Genomic DNA, 18,960 nt, shown 5'->3' with positions numbered 1-18,960 from the left:
GCACAAGGATGGACGATGAATGAATGAGTCTTCAACTGAGCCTTTGTTACATACTGCGCTCATGCAGTTTATATTTCCCTTTTCTATAAAAAAGGGCGATTCTAAGCAGCTTATCCAGCAATTACAGGACGACGGCTTCACACGTTTTTTTCTGGATAATAAAGAGCTTGAAGCTGCCTACTACGGAGATGGCTACTGTGTTTCCCATGAACGAATGGAGCGCACCTATTTACCGTTTGCTGCACATGTCCTTTTTCCACGCAGGAAGGATGCCGACTCGTTTCGCCGTTTTTCCAGAGTAAATAATCTCGACTGCATTCTGGAGATTCCGCAGCAATCTATATTTTTCAAAATTCTCTCGACGGATATATTCATATGTCCTTTTCAGCTTGGATTCGTGACGATACGTGTCCAGCTGGAGGGGGATTCAATTCCCTTTAGTATTGCCCTAGAATTCGCAGATCGTTTCCGTGCGCTAGAGAATACCTTCATACAGGATGATTACACTTATATTCATTGCGGGGAACAGACCTATGAGATGGTAGAGGATTTTGTCTTCCGAAATTTGGTGGATGGACTGGAGCCATATCTGGATCAATCGGATATCAATGGGGCTTATTTCGAGACCCTTCCTTTTTTCGTAGATGAAAGAATGCAGGTGCAAGCTTTTTACGGCTTTCAGAATGAAGAAAGCTCTGATGAGATTAGTGTAAATCTACGCTATCGCGCCTCACAGCTTGATGGAATTAATCTGAACGGAAAGCCCTATGCCAGTGCCAGCGATCCAGCGTATATTGCAAACTATTGTCATGAGCATTCCTATAATCGCTGGGGTCCAGACACATATTATATGATGAATGAGCAAACCTTTTGCTGCATGACCCGCGCTGAACAGGAGATTGCTGTTAGTCTAGCCAACCAGATGTACGGGCAATATTATTACGGATTTTTACTCAATATTTTCCACAAAATCGTTCTGCTAAAGCTCGCCAATATGCACTCCCGACTTCGGATTAATCATGATTATGAGGAAATAGACAATCTAATCTACTCCATCAATAAGTTCTCGGCTAAGTTCTACTTCTTGGAGTTGATTTCCCAGTCGCAGGGCCGGGAGATATTTCTTCAGCTGCGTAAAGTATACGGAAACGATGCTTTGTTCGAGGAAGTGAAAGAAACCTTAAATGACCTGTTTCAGTATCAGGATAAGTTTCAATCCAAGCGACGGGATAATCTGCTGATGATTCTCACTGTATTTACGGTAGTAAGCGGGATTTACGGCATGAATCAGGTCATTGACGATCTGGATGGAAAGATTCAATGGAGTAAAATGATTGGTTATTCTCCCTTTGAATTTCTTGCCCTCTTCGTGATCATGAGCGGGATTCTGATCAGCGTTGTCCTCACGCTAGGGGCGCTGGTTAGTGAGCTTAAACGGCGTCACCGCAAGAAATATAAAGATCTAGACTAGCAAAAAAGAAACTACTGGATTGGAAAAATTCAGGAGTGCACTACTAGACATTCCGAGTACAGCCGTCTATAATACACCGTATGCGAGAAATATAAGATATAAAGTATGGGTACAAAACTTATGCTTACTTATATTGCACATAGAAATACCCGTTAACTTCATAGAACCAGGGGTGCTGGAATTGGCCGGCTGAGATTGTATCCCACAAGATACTGACCCTTATACCTGATCTGGATAATGCCAGCGTAGGAATCGCCAATTGGTTCTGGTCCCTGTGACCTTAACTAACCTTGCGCCAAGCCAGCGTCCCGATCACTCGGGGCGCTTTTTTTGTAAGATCACTAAAAGATGTAGAAAAACGTACATACTACACTTTACGGTTCATGTTGTGAAGACGGGATTCTTGTAACCTTAAAGGAGAGAAGAAGACATGCACCTCAAAAAAGCACTTACGTTGTGCCTCACCTGTGTACTCATTCTTGCCATTGCCGGATGCGGCAGCAACAATGGGAATACAGCCGGAAACAAAGCAAATGCTACTGATCCAACTGCTGCGGCTGGGACGGATGCTCCAAAAGAGCTCACCAAAGTTAAAGTCGCACTCGACTGGACACCGAACACAAATCATACCGGTCTATACGTAGCTAAGGATCTTGGTTACTACGCTGAAGAAGGTCTGGACGTCGAGATCGTTCAGCCAGGCGCAGCGGGTTCTGATACTATGGTTACTTCTGGCGAAGCCGCATTTGGCATCAGCGCCCAAGAAGGATTAACACTAGCCCGTCTACAAGGCGTACCCCTTGTCTCGATAGCAGCTATTATTCAGCATAATACGTCGGGATTCGTTGCTCCAGTAGATCGCAATATTAAATCACCAAAGGATTTCGAAGGTAAAACCTACGGAGGCTGGGGCTCACCGGCGGAAGAAGCAGCCATGAAAGCTATCATGGATCCTGAAGGTGGCGATGTGAAAAAGGTGAAGCTGATCAGTATCGGTGAAGCTGATTATTTTACCGCCGTCAAACGTGACATTGATTTCGCCTGGATTTTCTACGCTTGGACTGGTGTTGAGGCTGAGTTGCGTGGCGAGCCATTGGATATGCTGTACTTAAAGGATTATGCGCCGCAGCTCGATTATTACACGCCTGTGCTGACGACGAGTGAGAAGCAAATTGCAGATCATCCTGATCTGGTGAAGGCCTTCATGAAAGCCACATCAAAAGGTTATCAATATGCCATAGATCATCCGGAAGAGGCTGCCGGTATGTTATCGAAGGCCGTTCCTGACCTGGACGCCGACCTTGTCCTAGCTAGCCAAAAATGGCTTAGCCCAAAATACAAGGACGATGCTGCCCGCTGGGGCGAGCAAAAAACCGAGGTCTGGCAGAATTATGGCGACTGGATGTACGATCTGAAGTTGCTGGATAAACCGCTGGATGCTGCTAGTGCATTCAGTAATGATTTTTTACCGGCGGAGTAGAGAGCGGACTTCAGAACCAAGAAGGTTGGACGTTACTTGAGGAAGGAGGAACGGAGCGTAGTGATGTGCTACGTGAGTACCGGACTTCCCAAGTTCGTTCAAGATTCGATGTCGAGTTTGCTTCCTGAGTTACTTCGTTATCAAAGTTGGCTTTTTGAACTTACCTTATAAAATGAGAGGATTGATTATTGTGGCTAACACCCTACTAAGCATTCAAGTAATTCCAAAAACTCCGAACAATGAGGATTCCATCCCATACGTAGATAAAGCGATTGAGGTCATTCAGAAATCCGGTGTTAAACATCAAGTGAATCCGCTGGAAACCACAATGGAAGGTGAGCTTAGCGAGCTGCTGGAGGTTGTGCGTCAGATGCAGGAGGCGTTGATCGAAGCAGGCAGTCCAAGCGTAATTTCGCAGATCAAAATCGCTCATAATCCTAACGGAATCAGCATGGATAAATTGACGGAGAAATATCGGCCGTGAGATCGACCTGGAAGCTAATATGGCCGCCCCTTGTGGCGGTCGTCTTCTTTTTAACCGTATGGCAGCTATCTGTATCTGTATTTCATATTGAATCCTGGATTCTGCCGAGTCCTGCTGATATTGCCCGTGAATCCACCAGTAACGCTTCTGGTCTTTGGGCACATACGATGGCTACGCTGCGGCTCACTTTAATTGGTTTTCCCATTGGTACGGGGGTAGGCCTGATCGTTGCTTTGCTTTTGCATCTTTTGCCTTGGGCTAGACGGGCTTTTTATCCACTTATTATTCTGAGTCAAAATGTTCCCTCCATCGCGCTCGGACCCCTGCTCATTATCTGGTTCGGCTTTGGTCTTTTGCCCAAAATCGTGCTGATTACACTAGTATGTTTCTTCCCGGTAGCTGTCGCTGCGATGGGCGGTCTGGCCCAAAGTGATCAGGTCATGATGAATTATATGAAAATGGCTGGCGCAAGCAAGTGGCAAATCTTCACCAAGCTGGAGCTGCCCTCTTCTATCCCGGCACTATTTTCCGGCGTAAAAATATCTGCTACTTATGCGGTTATGGGCGCCGTGGTCGCTGAATGGATTGGCGCGGATAAAGGTATTGGCTATTATATGCTTCTGCAGAAATCCGCATATCGTACGGATCGGATGTTTGTTGCTATTGTTATTATTGTACTTTTAAGTCTTGTACTCTTTGCTATTATTGCATTGCTGGAAAAATGGCTGGTTCGCTGGAAGCCGCGCCGTAACTCATAGAAAGGAAGATGCCTGTATGTCTCAAGCGACGCAAATGCAACACAGAACAACAGAAGTCATAAGCTCTCCTGAAGCTCATACCGTGGCACCCGCCCTTGAAGTGAGCGGCATCTCCAAATCTTTTTCCCATCGTCGCCGTGAGACGAACGTTCTGAATAATGTCTCTCTCAAGGTAGAGCAACAAGAATTCGTTTCGATCGTTGGTCCTTCCGGCTGCGGAAAAAGCACCTTATTCCATATGATTGGCGGCCTTGTGAAACCCGATGCAGGCACGATCCGCATGAACGGTAAGGTCGTTACAGGTCAACGCGGTGAAATTAGTTATATGCCGCAGCAGCCTGCGCTTTTTCCTTGGCGTACGATTGAGGATAATGTGCTGCTTGCTGGGGAGATCAAGGGCGCACTGCGGGAGGGAGCCCGCGAGGAAGCGCGCCAGTGGCTTGCCAAGGTTGGGTTAAGCGGTTTCGAACATGCTTATCCGCATATGTTGTCTGGCGGGATGCAGCAGCGTGCAGCTTTTCTCAGAGCATTGCTCGCTCCCCAGGAGCTAATGTTGCTGGATGAACCTTTCAGCGCACTCGATGCACTAACTCGCAGTGAAATGCAGCGCTGGCTGCTTGAGCTGTGGGAAGAGAATCGCCGCTCTGTGCTGTTCATCACTCACAACATCGAAGAAGCGTTGCTGCTCTCTAATCGTATCTATGTATTTTCCGGTCGCCCCGGCTCCATTCTGCATACAGTCGATGTGCCGTTTCCGCGGCCACGCCGTGATGAGATTACGGACTCTCCCGAGTTCCTTAAGCTCAAACGCCAGTTGTCACAGTGGATGCGAGAGGAACAAGCTAAAAATAGGCAGCCGCTAGCTTAATCGCTAAGCACTGTAAACTGATATCGCTGGTATAGCGGTGTCAGTTTTTTTATTTTGCAGCGATAAACTCCAACCCTATTTTCAATTAACGCGGATGTATCTGCTCAATTAAACAAATTTCACTCATCATAGTAGGGATCACATTAAATGTGTGGCGAAAACCGCCCCCCTGTTGGTAATAGATAGTAACCGGGCGGGTTTGGGACATTCTGCGGGATTTATACCGCTGATTTGCTGCTTCAGGCCGGATTCGGCTCAGTCTACGGGATTTATACCGTTGATTTGCTTCGTCGGGCCGGATTTGGCTCATTCTGCGGGATTTATACCGTTGATTTGCTTCGTCGGGCCGGATTTGGCTCATTCTGCGGGATTTATACCGTTGATTTGCTTCGTCGGGCCGGGTTGGGGACATTCTGCGGGATTTATACCGTTGATTTGCTTCGTCGGGCCGGGTTGGGGACATTCTACGGGATTTATACCGTTGATTCACTTCGTCGGGCCGGATTTGGCTCATTCTGCGGGATTTATACCGCTGATTTGCTTCGGTGGGCCGGATTTGGCTCATTCTGCGGGATTTATACCGTTGATTTGCTTCGTCGGGCCGGGTTGGGGACATTCTACGGGATTTATACCGTTGATTTGCTTCGTCGGGCCGGATTCGGCTCAGTCTACGGGATTTATACCGTTAATTTGCTTCGTCGGGCCGGATTCGGCTCAGTCTACGGGATTTATACCGTTGATTTGCTTCGTCGGGCCGGATTTGGCTCATTCTGCGGGATTTATACCGTTGATTTGCTTCGTCGGGCTGTATTGCACCGATTCTAGGGCATTTTTGCCTTTCTTTTGCCACTTCGGGTTGAATTGCACCCGATCTAGGGCATTTTTGCCTTTCTTTTGCCCCTTAGGGCTGTATTGCGCCCGATCTAGGGCATTTTTGCCTTTCTTTTGCCTCTTCGGGCGGAATTCCAGTGACTCAGGGGCATTTTTGCCCTTATTGTTCCTCTTTAGCTTTTAGTTTGAATTAAATACGAGACTATGGCATCAACCAGAATCGGTGTTGTTTATTATTATTAATTTGTTTAAAGGTCACAGCTATAGTCGCACTTACATCCTACTCACCACTCTTACACATACTCCCACTACTCACTTTTTCTCCCATTCCTTACCTCAATCCCACTACTTACTCTTACTCTTACTCTTACTCTTACTCTACTCCTACTCCTACTCCTACTCCTACTCCTAGTCCTTACCTCAATCTCACTACTCACTCTTGCTCATACTCCTCACCTTACTCCCACTAATCTCTCTTACTCTTCCCCCTACTCCTTACTTCCAACTCTCACACCTGCCCCCTCCTCCTCTCCCACCAATCGAACCTAAAAAAGGCCCCATAAACGAGGCCTTTTCTTCATTTCCTAATCATAGCTCGGAACACGAATTTGGGCAGTACTGCCTGTCTGCGCCATCGCGACTTTTGTCCCTTCGCAACGGGAGCGAACAAAAGTCGATGCAACCACTCCAGATTGAGTTTTTTCCATAGCGCTGGTGCAGGAGTAACTTTTCCCGCTATTACATCCAAGCTGCCCCCCACGCCAAAAACAACTTTTACCTGCGCAAGCTCCTGTTTGTGCTTATATACCCATTTGTCAGAGTATGGCGCACCCATCGCAACGATCAGGAAATCTGGCTGTGCGCGCTGTATTTCTGCTACAATGGCAGGCTCCTCTTCCTTGGTAAGAAAACCATTATGTCTTCCTGCAATCTTCACATTCGGATATAACTCCGTGATCTTTTCGACCGCTCTACAGCTGGTAAGCTCATCTGTTCCCAAGAAATAAAAACTCCATCCCAAGCTATTTCCTTGCTCCAAAAGCTCAAGAAGCAGCTCATATCCAGTTACCCTCTCAGCAATAGGATCGCCTTTTCTTTTTGATGCCATCACAATGCCAATCCCGTCAGGAGTGATTAAATCCGCTTCTTGAAGTATGGTTCGTAGCAGCTCGTCCGATTGACTTGTTATCGTAATTTCCGGGTTAGCCGTGATCAAATGGAAAAGTTTCGATTCCCCAGATTGAATATGTTTTGTTAGATGAAGTGTTGTCTCATGTAGTGTTAGTTTTGAAAAGGGAACTCCTAATATTGAAACTGTCCCGTCCATATAATCACCTCTCACTAAAATTCCACTTCAATATACCTTACCATAATCAAGAGGAGGAAGGGGAGTCATTTAAGTTACTTAATCACCACAGCTACTACGCCGCTACAGCTAGCTATCCACTACGATCACCCAAACACTACAGCCACCTCAACCATCCGACCATTCCACCACTACAGCCATCCCCAGCACCCCCGCCACCACAGCTACTCTACTCACCCAAACACCCTATAGCTCCACTCACTCCTCCATAAACTTCCACCACTCTACTAACCAAGGTTCATCGATCCCCCGCATGCGGAATTCCTCTACAAGTATCTTCCGGAATCGTTTTTCCATTTTGACAAAGTTATTATCCTCCTGGTACATAGGGGCAAAGGATTCATCATCTCTAACAAAACTCCAAAAATCGCCCGCACACTCCAAAATCTTTCGGCCGACAGTCGTTTGTTTGGCTACAGGTACCAGCCATTTGTCATAGGGGTAGGGGTGACCTTCAATAGTAATGGCACAGCGTAATGCTTCTTTATAAAGAGAAACCGCTAAAAATAAAATAGGAAAGGCGTCGCCACGCACTACCGGATTATCTAAGCTTTTGGCATAACTTCTTAACTGGATGTATGAATTCTTACGAAATCTCATTAGGACTCCAGGTTGGAGGGGCACATAGGCATCAAAAAGCGACTTTACATCCAATCGGTCATAGTAGATATAAGAAATAGAAGCATTCCACAGCCATTCCATATTTCCGCTCATTAACGCCTCTTTGATTTCTGATATTTTATGCAGTGTGTAATGTCCGGTCTTGCCGCTGGGAAGTCGTAAATCCATAAAAAAACTACTTTGCTCCGGGATCAGCCCCGCTTGCTCGAACCGATGATTAATGCTGCTATAATACTCATCCTGACAAATAATAATTACATCCACATCCGACTGCTCATCCACCACACCAAGTGCGGTCGATCCATCAAGGAGAATACTTACCTGCTGACTCTCCTCTTTCATTAACGGATGATTTAGAATTTCTTGTGTGATATACTGCCCAATTTCCTCTAATAATTCGCTATGAACCTGCGTCTTATCAGGTGTTAATAAAATATCCGACAACACTGATTTCACCATCTCAACCCCAACCTCCAATCAATCTCAATTTCTCAAAAAATAAAACGCTTACACCTAACCTAATATTTGGATAATGGAGTACCATTCTACACTCCTAATATATATCTTGCAAGGATAAATGAAGTACCCTTTTGCCTAAGCCTAAATATAATGAAGTATCTATTTACTTGGAAAGGGGTAAAAGCATGGCGCAGCCAAAAGTGATTGCTACAGTCCGCTCTGCCGGACCGATCGGAGATATAAAAGTAAATGTCGTCACGAATCGAGTATACTTTGTAAACCCAGACACCGAGGCTGGAACTATCGGGGTATTGGAGGGCAGAACTAATCGCATTATCGCTCGGATCCCTGTAGGAAGACTGCCGTCTCAGCTCGGAATCAACCCCCAAACCAACCGGATTTATGTACCTAACTTCCGTGACGAAAACGTATCTGTCATAAACGGGCGGACAAACCAGGTAATCAAAACTGTCAAAGTAGGCCGATTCCCAGACAATATCGGAGTAAATGTTCGAACCAATCTGATTTATGTAACTAGCGCATTCGGAACCCTATTCGTCATAGACGGGAAAACAAATCAGGTCCGTAAAAAGATTGAAATCGGTGGACGCCCCTCCAGAATTGTTATCAATGAGCTTACCAACCGTGTCTATGTGACCAATACAGTAAATGATAGCGTCACCGTCATTAACGGAACTACACAGGCGATCATTGCGACAATAAAAGTCGGAAGTAACCCCGTGATAGCGCCAGCACTTAATAAAATTACCAATCGTATTTATGTCGCTAATAACTTGAGCCGGTTTCTTTCTGTGATCAATGGCCGAACCAATAAATTGTTGCGTAATGTACAGCTGGGACGTTTGCAAAGTGAGGTCGTTATAAATCCGCTGACGAATCGTATTTATGTCTCAAGTGCACAAGTGGAGGGTAAGGGCAGGCTGTTTGTCATAGATGGGCGCAACAACAAAATTATAACCACAAAGGTGTTGCCTACCTCCTCCAACACGATTATCAACCCGAATACAAATCATTTATTTGTTGGTAATTTTGATAAGAATCATATGTCCGTTTATAACGCCACCACGTTTAAACGGCTCGCAAGATTCTCCTCCGTATCAGGCAGCACTGTGCTAAACCCGCTCACAAATAGAATTTATGTAGGTGGAAACGACTCCATAACGGTCATTCAGGATGGACCAAGACTCACTCAGAGTTCTATTTTTAATTAAGACAAAAAGACGCCCACCATAGGTGAGCGTCTTTCTACATATCAAATTACATCGATCTAGCGGATGAAACTTGTTTAACAGCCACTTTTTCCTCGACTGTTTCTGTATCCTTAGGCTGTATCCCTCTTTTTATGAAGAAAGCTAGGATAAAGGCAATGATGGCTACGCCTACTGACACTAAGAATGCATCGTTAATTCCTTCGATCGTTGCTTTTGCGATGACTTGGTTTTGAATGCCAAGCAATTGCTCTGCAGAAGGCTTAGCCGTTAATTTACTCACAGCCTCAGCTACCATATCTTTGACATGTGAAGTAGTACTGTTAGACATAATCGTTACAAGCAGCGCCCCGCCAATCGCCCCGGAGACTTGCTGAATCGTACTGTTCATGGCTGTACCATGTGGTGTATATTTAGCCGGGATGGAGTTCAGACCATTGGTCATCACAGGCATCATAACCATTGAAATCCCGAACATTCTCACAGAATACAAAATCATAAGTGTCGAATATTTCGTTGTCTCAGTTAGATCACTAAAGAAATACGTACTGATCACTACGATAGCCAGACCGATTAACGCTAAGACTTTGCCGCCGAATTTATCGAACAATTTACCTGTGATTGGAGACATAACCCCCATAATCAAAGCACCAGGCAACATTAGGAGTCCCGAATCCAGAGGTGAAATACCTCTAATATTTTGCAGATAAATCGGCATTAACATCATGGCTGAGAACATCGCCATATTCAGTGTAATCGAAATCGCTGAGGATAAAGCGAACATCGGATATTTGTACACTCTGAAGTTAAGCATAGGCTCCTTCATCTTCATCTGGCGCATAATGAATATCACTAAACCAATAACCCCGATAATAAGGGTGGAGTAGACCATTGGATCATCCCATCCTTTATTCCCAGCGGAACTGAAGCCGTATAGAAGACCCCCGAACCCAATCGCTGATAGAACTACAGATAGAATATCAATTTTAATAGCCACATCTTTTTTAGGATCATGCAGTTTGAAGAAGGCAAGAATGAACACCAATACGGCGATCGGTGCAATCATAAAGAACAGCACAGGCCATTCATAATGCTGAATAATCCATCCTGAGAGTGTAGGACCAATGGCTGGTGCAAAAATCATAACCAAACCAAACATCCCCATGGCCGAGCCACGTTTTTCAGGTGGAAATGTGGTGAACAATACATTCATTAATAATGGCATCATAATCGCGGCCCCTGAGGCTTGGACCATTCTCGCAATCAATAATACAGGGAAACTTGGAGCAAAGCCTCCAATGAAGGTCCCTATTGCAAATAATCCAATGGCGATTAGGAATAATCGTCTGGCTGTATACTTTTGAATTAAAAAGGCCGTTGAAGGAATCATGATCCCGTTCACTAGCATATAACCCGTCGATAACCACTGTACCGTTGAGGCACTGACATCAAAATCCTTCATAATCGATGGTAAAGCTATATTGAGCAAGGTATTACTCAGTAAAGCAACAAATGCACCAATCATAAGGATTGCCAAAATCCCATAGGACGCTTTACTTTCTTTCGTTTTCATTTTGGAATCCTCCATTCTATAATCATACCGTCGGTTCAATTTTGAACTTATGTTACAATGTAGAATATATTACTCTTATATTTACTGCTTGGCAAGTCAGAATTCATTTAAAAACTAAATTGTATTAAGTGGAAATATAAGCTAGTCTATTCTACGTGAAGTGTTTTTTTTTGCACAAAAGAGTCCACCTTAAAGGGGCACCTAAGATGATAAATAAACGGAAAGAGCAAGTGATTCAAAAAGCACATGAATTATTTATTGAAAAAGGCTACCACGCCACATCCATACAGGACATTCTGAATCACAGCCGGATCTCCAAAGGATCTTTTTATAATTATTTCCCTTCCAAGGGGGATCTCTTTAAAGCTGTATTCACCTCTATTCATGACCAGCTGGAAGAAGGCAGAAATGGCCTGCTCATTGGCCAGGACCCCTCTGACATTGATATATTCGCTAAACAAGTTCAACTGGTTATGAAAATCAATAAAAAAAATAAATTGTTGCAGCTGGTTGAAGATGCCCTGGTCTCCAATGATCCGGATTTAATTACGTTCATCAAAAAAACTAAATTCACCTTATTAACCTGGGTGCATGAACGTTTCCTGCATATATTTTCTGAAGATAAAAAACCCTATCTACTGGATGGAGCCATCATTTTCACAGGCATCTTGCAACATATGCTGCAAATTAACAGTGCCATGAATGAAGTCATTACCTCTCAACAAATCATTAATTATTGCACTACTCTTATCCAGACGATTGTTGAGGACTTAAGTGAAAAAGGAATGCAGCTTATCTCCCCCGATCATGTAGGGAAACTATTGCCTGTTGCTGAATACACTGATTTTTTTAATAATGATTTATCGTTTGCGACCGTAAGCTTAAAAAAAATCATTGATAAATCATTCGCCGCCGATGATCCCAGCCTGTCCAATGCACTGAAGCTGTTATATTTTATCCAAGAAGAGATCATGAACAATAAGGAACCAAGAGAGTTCTTAATCGAAAGCGCCCTGCTCTCCTTGAAAATGTGCCCTCAGTTTAATGAAACGAAGGAATTTGCACATTATCAGACAGTGTTATCTGCAATGCTCTAAGCACAATCAAAGTATGGCTTCAATCATTTAAGCGTATTCTAAACGCAAGGCACGAAACTAAAAGTGTGGTGACCGATTTGTTCAAGCTTTTATTAATCGAAGATGATACAACGCTGTTTAATGAGATCAAAGAACGGCTTACGCAGTGGTCTTATGATGTATATGGCATTCAAGATTTCAACAATGTTACGCAGGAATTCACGGAAATCAAACCTGATTTAGTGATAATTGATATCCAATTACCCAAATTCGATGGATTTCATTGGTGCAGAATGATTCGCTCTCACTCTAATCTGCCGATTATCTTCTTATCCTCTCGGGATCATCCGACAGATATGGTGATGTCCATGCAGCTGGGAGCCGATGATTATATCCAAAAGCCCTTCCATTTCGATGTACTCATTGCCAAGGTGCAAGCCATTCTCCGGCGTGTGTACAATTACAATACGGATAACATTGAACTCAAAACGTGGTGCGGAGCTACCGTCGATTATGAGCGGAATTCAGTGACCAACGACACGGGAACGATTGAGCTTACCAAAAATGAGATTTTCATATTGAAATTGCTCATTGAGAAAAAGAATAAAATCGTCACCCGTGAGGAATTAATTAATAGCTTATGGGACGATAAGCGCTTTATTAGCGATAACACCCTTACCGTCAACGTAAATCGGCTGCGCAAAAAGCTCGACGAGCTTGAATTAGGGGCGTTTATTGAGACGAAGGTTGGACAAGGGTACGTAGCCATTGAAGAGGATTCTCTATGATTAAAAAGTACCTGCTCGAAAGACTCGGTTGGATTTTTCTTTTTCTCTTTGTACATCTATTTATGCTCTTTATCACCTTTATGGACCCGACCATCCCCCTGTCTTCAGTGCTCTATCTGGTCTCTTTATCGATGATTTTTTTCGTAATTTTTCTAGTCATTCGCTATCCTAAGGAAACCAGATTTTATAAAAGCTTAAATGAGCGGGACGATGATCTCGATCTGACAAGCATCGCTCTTGCCGAAAGTCCTTTTGAGAAAATCATCGAAGAGAGCATCACCAACCAAGTGAAATTGTTAAAGCGGACTGCTTCAGACAATTTAATGAATTTGGAGCAAGAGAAGGATGAGCTGTTATCCTGGATTCATGAAGTAAAGACTCCACTGACCGCAATGCATCTAATGATTGAGCGTATAGAAGATGATGTTATGAAGGGGCACTTGACCTATGAGTGGCTTCGTATTCATCTGCTCCTGGATCAGCAGCTCCATCAAAGACGGATACCATTTATTGAAAACGACCTGTACATGGAGCAAATCGATATAGAAACGCTTATTTTTAGTGAGATTAAGACATTACAATCTTGGTGTATTCAGAAGGGAATTGGTTTTGAGTTGAACTTAGAAGCTGCTGAAGTGCTTAGTGATGCTAAATGGCTGGCTTTTATCCTCAGACAACTTCTAACCAACGCCGTAAAATATAGTGAGGCTTCTGATATTACAGTGAATAGCTACCAGCAAGCTGAACATATCGTTCTTGAGGTGAAGGATTGCGGGCGCGGGATAGATCCGAAGGACCTGCCGCGCATCTTCGACAGAGGGTTTACTTCCACTACTGTACATCGCGACAATGCCGCCACAGGCATGGGCTTATATTTAGCTCAGAAAGCAGCTCAATCCTTACTCATCATCATCGGGGTTCAATCCAAGCTCGGAGCGGGATCAACATTTACGCTAACCTTCCCACTCAAAAATGAATTCGTTAAAATCTCAAGCATGTGACAACAATGTCACATGCTTTTATATTTTGTTCGGGCAATCGCAGGATAAGAACAATAAACTTTTTTATAATAAAGCTATACAAGAAGAAACGAAGGAGTGAATCATTATGGCAATTCTAGAAGCTACTAAAATTCATAAAAGCTATGGCAATAAATTAAACAAACAATCCGTGTTAAGCGGACTCGATATTCGTATAGAAGAAGGCGAATTCGTTGGCATCATGGGGCCTTCCGGTTCAGGTAAAACCACCCTACTCAACGTACTCTCGTCGATCGACAAAATCAGTAACGGATCTATTACCATCGAGGGCAATGAAATCTCCAATATGAAAGAGAAGCAGCTCGCTGAATTTCGCAAGAATCATTTAGGTTTTATTTTTCAAGAATATAATCTCTTGGACACGCTGACGGTAAAGGAAAACATCCTGCTGCCACTATCCATTACCAATACACCCAAGAAAGCCGCCAATCAGAAATTCGAAAGTCTCGCAAAGGAATTGGGGATTTTGGAATTAAAAAATAAGTACCCCAATGAAATCTCTGGCGGTCAAAAACAACGTACCTCAGCAGCTCGTGCCTTCATTCATGATCCAAGTATTATTTTTGCTGATGAGCCTACCGGGGCGCTGGATTCTAAATCCGCTTCTGATTTATTAAATAAGCTAAGTGAACTCAATCAAAAACGAAGAGCAACCATCGTTATGGTTACACATGATCCAGTGGCTGCCAGTTATTGCAGTAGAGTTATTTTTATAAAAGATGGAAAAATCTATACGCAACTAAATAAAGGAGAACAATCAAGACAAGTTTTCTTCAACGACATTATAAAAACACAGGGTGTATTAGGCGGTGTGCAGAATGAGCATTAATGTATTAATGATTCGAAATCTGCGAAAAAACATCCGAAATTACTACCTATACGTGTTTGCGCTAGTTTTTAGTGTGGCCTTATATTTCGCCTTTGTCACCTTGCAATACGATCCCTCGATGGATGAGCTGGAAAGCTCTATCAAAGGGGGCGCAGCCATCACGGCTGCCTCGGTTTTACTAGTCGTAATTGTCTCTATTTTCCTGTTATATGCTAATACGATCTTCATCAAACGACGCGGCAAAGAAATTGGCTTATTTCAGTTAATTGGAATGACCAAAAATAAAATCTTCCGCATTCTTTCGGCAGAGAACTTTATTCTGTATTTCGGTTCCTTGGTCCTGGGGATATTAGTAGGCTTTTCTATCTCAAAATTGATCCTCATGATCTTATTTAAAATAATGGGGGTCGATGCTATAGCCTCCCTTCATTTCTCTATCGAAGCTTTGATTCAGACGTTGATCGTATTCTGTGTGATTTATCTTTTGATCATGCTGATGAATTATGGATTTATTAAAAGACAAAGTATCTTATCCTTGTTCCGGGTAACCTCAACAACAGAAGGTACAGTGAAAAAGTTATCCTTCTTTGAAATGATCATAGGGATTGTCGGAATTGGCCTAATCCTACTGGGCTATGTGCTCTCCTCTAAATTACTTACCGAAGACGTAACCTCAATGAATCAATTGGCTATATCCATGATTACTATTTTGGGATCCGTCATTATTGGGACCTATCTATTTTATAAAGGCTCGGTAAGTTTTATTTTTCATATCATTCGTAAGCGGAAAAACGGCTATCTGAACATTAGAGAGGTTCTATCTCTTTCCTCCATTATGTTTCGCATGAAATCCAATGCCGTATTATTAACCATCATTACAACGGTATCGGCACTAGCCCTGGGTTTATTATCCCTTAGCTACATTTCCTTTTACTCTGCTGAGAAAACTTCCAAGCAATATGTCCCAACGGATTTTGTATTCACGAATGCCCAAGAGGCTGAACAATTTACAAAGATCCTAACGGCAAATGATTTAGTATTTACAGAAAGAAGGACCCAAGTCCTTCAGGTCGATGTAGATGTTGAAGAGATTCTTGTTAAAAAACCGGACGGAGACAATATGTTTTCAAATATTATGACCCTGGCGGTCATAAGTGAAAATGCACTTGAAGACGTTGATCTAACTCCAGATAAAGCTTATTTTACGAAATCAAGCAGTGCACTGGATAATTTTGTTACTATGAAAGATAAAGGTGCGATTGAACTCAAAGGGTTACATGAGGTTTTTCCACAGGATTATAAAAGATTAGATATCGAAAGTCCCATTTCAGGGTATTACACAGGTGGTGGCTTACCGGTTGCGGTTGTAGACGAATCGATCTTTAAGCGCTTAAAGAAGGATTTAGATCCTGCCCTTCAAAGGGGATCCTCCCTTAATATCGGGATTGATATGAAAGTCCGGGCAAGCGTTGAACAGGCAAATGAACTTTTCAAGACCTTGAAATTTGATGAGAAAAACAAACAAGACTCTCAATTAGAGTCGATAAAAGGTCAAAAACAAAATATGGGACTCATTATGTTTATCGTTGCTTTTCTGGGGTTAACCTTCTTGATTACCTCCGGATGTATTCTATACTTTAAACAAATGGATGAAAGTGAAAATGAAAAACCTAACTACACTATTCTGAGAAAGCTTGGATTCACGCAAGGCGATCTGCTCAGAGGTATACAGATGAAACAATTGTTCAACTTCGGTATTCCATTAGTCATAGGTCTGCTTCACAGCTACTTCGCCGTTAAATCCGGCTGGTTCTTATTCGGCACAGAGCTTTGGACACCGATGATTCTGGTGATGCTGTTATACACTGCTTTGTATTCGATCTTTGCAATATTGTCCGTCTTCTATTACAAAAAGGTGATTAAAGAGGCGCTTTAAAATAACGAAGGTGTTCCTAAAGCCATCATGGCTTAGGGACACCTTTGTTTGATTTGATATCATTTACAGGTAGGAGGCACCGGCATCTATCGGACACAGATGAACCTCTTTCTAAGTAATAGCGTCACTGGAGTCCGAAACCCTGCTCTATAGGCTAAAAATTCGCAAATAACGCCAACGGGGTCGTAACGCTCAGAGGATCTGTCGAATCCCTCAGCTATTCACAATCCCCAATACAAATCCATCATAACCTTTGCTTCCCACCGTCTGAATGGCAGTAGCCGAAATTCTAGGCTCTTCAGCCAACAGATCATAAAATTCCCGTACGCCTACTACACGAGCGTCTTCGCTATTCTCATTAATGACCTCACCTTCACGAATCACATTATCTCCAAGGATCACCGTTCCGGGCTGGGAGAATTGCAGCGCCCACTTTAAATAGTTAGGATTATTCGGTTTATCGGCATCTATAAAAATAAAGTCGAAGGGTTCAACGCCCTCTTGTTTCATCTGAGACAGTTGCTCTAATGCATCCCCTACACGAAGCTCTACCAGATGATCCACCTCGGCAAGCGAAAGATTAGCTTTAGCTACCTGCGCATTAATGGGATCCAGCTCCAAGGTAACTATCTGTCCGTCAGACGGCAGGGCTCTTGCCATCCAAATCGTACTGTACCCGCCCAAGGTGCCAATCTCCAAAATCCGGCGTGCACCTTTCATTTGCACCAGTAGATTGAGGAATTTCCCCTGACTAGGCGAAACATCAAAGGGCGGCAGCCCTGCCTGTTGATTGGTGACCAACACTTCTTCCAACACAGCGTCCTGTGGAATCAGGCGCCCTGTAATATACTGATCGACTTTATCCCAAGTAGTCGTTTGATTCATATTTATCACTTCTCCTTTAGTATTGATTTTGGTTTAGATGAACTTATAAATTCCACATTTAGGGATCGTTCGTAACTACGAGGAGTGTTTGGACTTCCGGTCGCTGTTGTCTCCAGATTTCTTCAATTTAAACACTGTTCATGGTTGAAATCCGGAGACAAAGGCGATCGCTACGCTCCTACAGTTCCAAACCTCCTCTCCATTATTCCTTTCCCTAATCTCATCTTTCCAAGTTCATCTTTATATCTGTATTGTAAATCAGTTATAATCATAAATATAATATATCTTTATATTTAATTTATATATTTAATATATGAATTGAAGAATGGGAGTTTAACCATGAACCTACATGCCTTACGCTTATTCCATGTAATCGCATCGGCAGGCAGTGTGACACGCGCTTCAGAAATTTTAAATATAAGTCAGCCTGCCATCACTGCGCAGATTAAGAAGTTCGAAAAGGAACTGTCCTTTGCCCTATTTAAACCTCAAGGCAGAGGAATTGCTTTAACGGATGCAGGGGAAGAGCTTACTCTACTCGCCAAGCGACTGTTCGCCGTAGAACAACAAATTGAGCAATTCACTCAAGATTATGTTAACGGCAGTAACGGAAGTATCCGTCTAGCCGCAACGTATTTGCCTGCTCACTTTCTCATTCCTACCTGGATTGCAAAGTTTAAGCAGCAATATGAACAAGTGGAGATGATGATCACCACTACCAACTCAAGTGATGCCCTCAAGCAGCTGTTGAATGTAGATGTGGATATAGCTATTTATGGAGGAATCGCCGAGGCTTATCCAGATACAATCCAGACAGAGGAGTTATTTCAGGACGAGTTATGGTTTGTAGTCGCACCCGATCATCGTTATGCCAATCAGCAAGTTTCTCTATCCGAAATGATGAAGGAACCCTTCGTTATGCGTGAAGAAGGGAGTTCAACGCGGGAGCGATTATTATCTTTATGCCGCACATACAACACACCCGCTCCTATCATCTCTTTGCAATTTAATGGACTACATGAAGCCATCAAAGCCGTTATCGCCGGATATGGTGCAAACTTCGTTTCTTCATTAGTCGTACGCAAATATGTAGAGCGTGGAGAATTGTGCCGAGTATATGTAGAAGGCGTCCATCTGAAAAATACCATTGCGATCTGTACACGTAAAAATGAGCCCTTATCAGCAGCCGCAGTGAATTTAATTGAGATGATTCGACACAATCCTTATACGATATAGCGGAATGATTGCTCATTCCCAACAAAAGAG

General features: G+C 43.3%; 17 protein-coding genes and 1 riboswitch. Of the genes, 13 read left to right on the top strand and 4 right to left on the bottom strand.

The annotated features are described in order from the left end of the window. Positions 1-19 precede the first annotated feature (19 nt). The 6 genes from NST58_RS02590 to NST58_RS02565 all read left to right on the top strand — a co-directional run bounded on the left by NST58_RS02590 (position 20) and on the right by NST58_RS02565 (position 5,886). The gene (locus NST58_RS02590; protein WP_076185225.1) at positions 20-1,471 is read left to right on the top strand and encodes a hypothetical protein; all 1,452 of its coding nucleotides are present in this window, start codon (positions 20-22) and stop codon (positions 1,469-1,471) included. A gap of 158 nt (positions 1,472-1,629) precedes the next feature. Continuing rightward, a riboswitch (TPP riboswitch) is annotated at positions 1,630-1,740 on the top strand. A gap of 161 nt (positions 1,741-1,901) precedes the next feature. Continuing rightward, positions 1,902-2,951 carry an ABC transporter substrate-binding protein gene (locus tag NST58_RS02585; protein WP_339246081.1) on the top strand — a complete coding sequence of 350 codons (1,050 nt, stop codon included), beginning with the start codon at positions 1,902-1,904 and terminating at the stop codon, positions 2,949-2,951. A gap of 190 nt (positions 2,952-3,141) precedes the next feature. After that, positions 3,142-3,435 (top strand): MTH1187 family thiamine-binding protein, encoded by a 294-nt coding sequence (locus tag NST58_RS02580; RefSeq protein ID WP_036682688.1) that lies wholly within the window; start codon positions 3,142-3,144, stop codon positions 3,433-3,435. Then, complete coding sequence (locus NST58_RS02575) at positions 3,432-4,193, top strand: ABC transporter permease (protein WP_036682669.1); 762 nt, start codon at positions 3,432-3,434, stop codon at positions 4,191-4,193. The genes NST58_RS02580 and NST58_RS02575 overlap by 4 nt, the downstream gene beginning before the upstream one ends. A gap of 34 nt (positions 4,194-4,227) precedes the next feature. Further along, positions 4,228-5,061, top strand: coding sequence for an ABC transporter ATP-binding protein (locus tag NST58_RS02570; protein WP_339248749.1), 834 nt, complete (start codon positions 4,228-4,230; stop codon positions 5,059-5,061). Between the two features lie 231 nt (positions 5,062-5,292). Then, on the top strand, positions 5,293-5,886 hold the full coding sequence (locus tag NST58_RS02565; protein ID WP_339246079.1) for a hypothetical protein: 594 nt from the start codon (positions 5,293-5,295) through the stop codon (positions 5,884-5,886). Positions 5,887-6,469: 583 nt separating this feature from the next. Here the strand turns inward: NST58_RS02565 and NST58_RS02560 are convergent. Then, positions 6,470-7,219, bottom strand: a complete 750-nt coding sequence (locus NST58_RS02560; RefSeq protein WP_312149627.1) for a WecB/TagA/CpsF family glycosyltransferase — start codon at positions 7,217-7,219, stop codon at positions 6,470-6,472. 237 nt (positions 7,220-7,456) lie between these two features. Beyond that, positions 7,457-8,338 (bottom strand): nucleotidyltransferase domain-containing protein, encoded by an 882-nt coding sequence (locus tag NST58_RS02555; RefSeq protein ID WP_339170925.1) that lies wholly within the window; start codon positions 8,336-8,338, stop codon positions 7,457-7,459. Between the two features lie 185 nt (positions 8,339-8,523). Here NST58_RS02555 and NST58_RS02550 point away from each other — a divergent pair, with 185 nt between their 5' ends. Further along, positions 8,524-9,570, top strand: coding sequence for a YncE family protein (locus NST58_RS02550; protein WP_076278911.1), 1,047 nt, complete (start codon positions 8,524-8,526; stop codon positions 9,568-9,570). A 46-nt stretch (positions 9,571-9,616) separates the two neighbouring features. Here NST58_RS02550 and NST58_RS02545 read toward each other — a convergent pair whose 3' ends face one another. Then, positions 9,617-11,140, bottom strand: a complete 1,524-nt coding sequence (locus NST58_RS02545) for a DHA2 family efflux MFS transporter permease subunit (RefSeq protein ID WP_076124605.1) — start codon at positions 11,138-11,140, stop codon at positions 9,617-9,619. Between the two features lie 206 nt (positions 11,141-11,346). Between NST58_RS02545 and NST58_RS02540 the strand changes: the two genes are divergently transcribed. The 5 genes from NST58_RS02540 to NST58_RS02520 all read left to right on the top strand — a co-directional run bounded on the left by NST58_RS02540 (position 11,347) and on the right by NST58_RS02520 (position 16,809). After that, positions 11,347-12,237: a TetR/AcrR family transcriptional regulator gene (locus NST58_RS02540; protein ID WP_248549116.1), complete on the top strand. Its 891-nt coding sequence runs from the start codon at positions 11,347-11,349 to the stop codon at positions 12,235-12,237. 77 nt (positions 12,238-12,314) lie between these two features. Beyond that, positions 12,315-13,004, top strand: coding sequence for a response regulator transcription factor (locus tag NST58_RS02535; RefSeq protein WP_076124606.1), 690 nt, complete (start codon positions 12,315-12,317; stop codon positions 13,002-13,004). Further along, entirely contained in the window at positions 13,001-14,005 is a 1,005-nt protein-coding gene (locus NST58_RS02530; RefSeq protein WP_076275632.1) for a sensor histidine kinase, read from the top strand. Before NST58_RS02535 ends, NST58_RS02530 begins: the two co-directional genes overlap by 4 nt. Before the next feature lie 106 nt (positions 14,006-14,111). Then, a complete protein-coding gene (locus tag NST58_RS02525) occupies positions 14,112-14,873 on the top strand; it encodes an ABC transporter ATP-binding protein (RefSeq protein ID WP_076192732.1) in 762 nt (253 codons plus the stop codon). Then, entirely contained in the window at positions 14,863-16,809 is a 1,947-nt protein-coding gene (locus NST58_RS02520; RefSeq protein ID WP_076192730.1) for an ABC transporter permease, read from the top strand. The genes NST58_RS02525 and NST58_RS02520 overlap by 11 nt, the downstream gene beginning before the upstream one ends. 213 nt (positions 16,810-17,022) lie before the next feature. Here NST58_RS02520 and NST58_RS02515 read toward each other — a convergent pair whose 3' ends face one another. Then, positions 17,023-17,694: an O-methyltransferase gene (locus NST58_RS02515; protein ID WP_339246071.1), complete on the bottom strand. Its 672-nt coding sequence runs from the start codon at positions 17,692-17,694 to the stop codon at positions 17,023-17,025. Between the two features lie 339 nt (positions 17,695-18,033). Between NST58_RS02515 and NST58_RS02510 the strand changes: the two genes are divergently transcribed. Then, positions 18,034-18,930: a LysR family transcriptional regulator gene (locus NST58_RS02510; protein WP_339246069.1), complete on the top strand. Its 897-nt coding sequence runs from the start codon at positions 18,034-18,036 to the stop codon at positions 18,928-18,930. The last annotated feature ends 30 nt before the right edge of the window (positions 18,931-18,960 follow it).

Origin of the sequence: Paenibacillus sp. FSL R10-2796, assembly GCF_037965315.1 — a bacterium.
GTDB classification, from domain to species: domain Bacteria; phylum Bacillota; class Bacilli; order Paenibacillales; family Paenibacillaceae; genus Paenibacillus_AQ; species Paenibacillus_AQ odorifer.
Note: the sequence above shows the minus strand (reverse complement) of the source record. Positions and strands in the feature narration are given on the sequence as shown.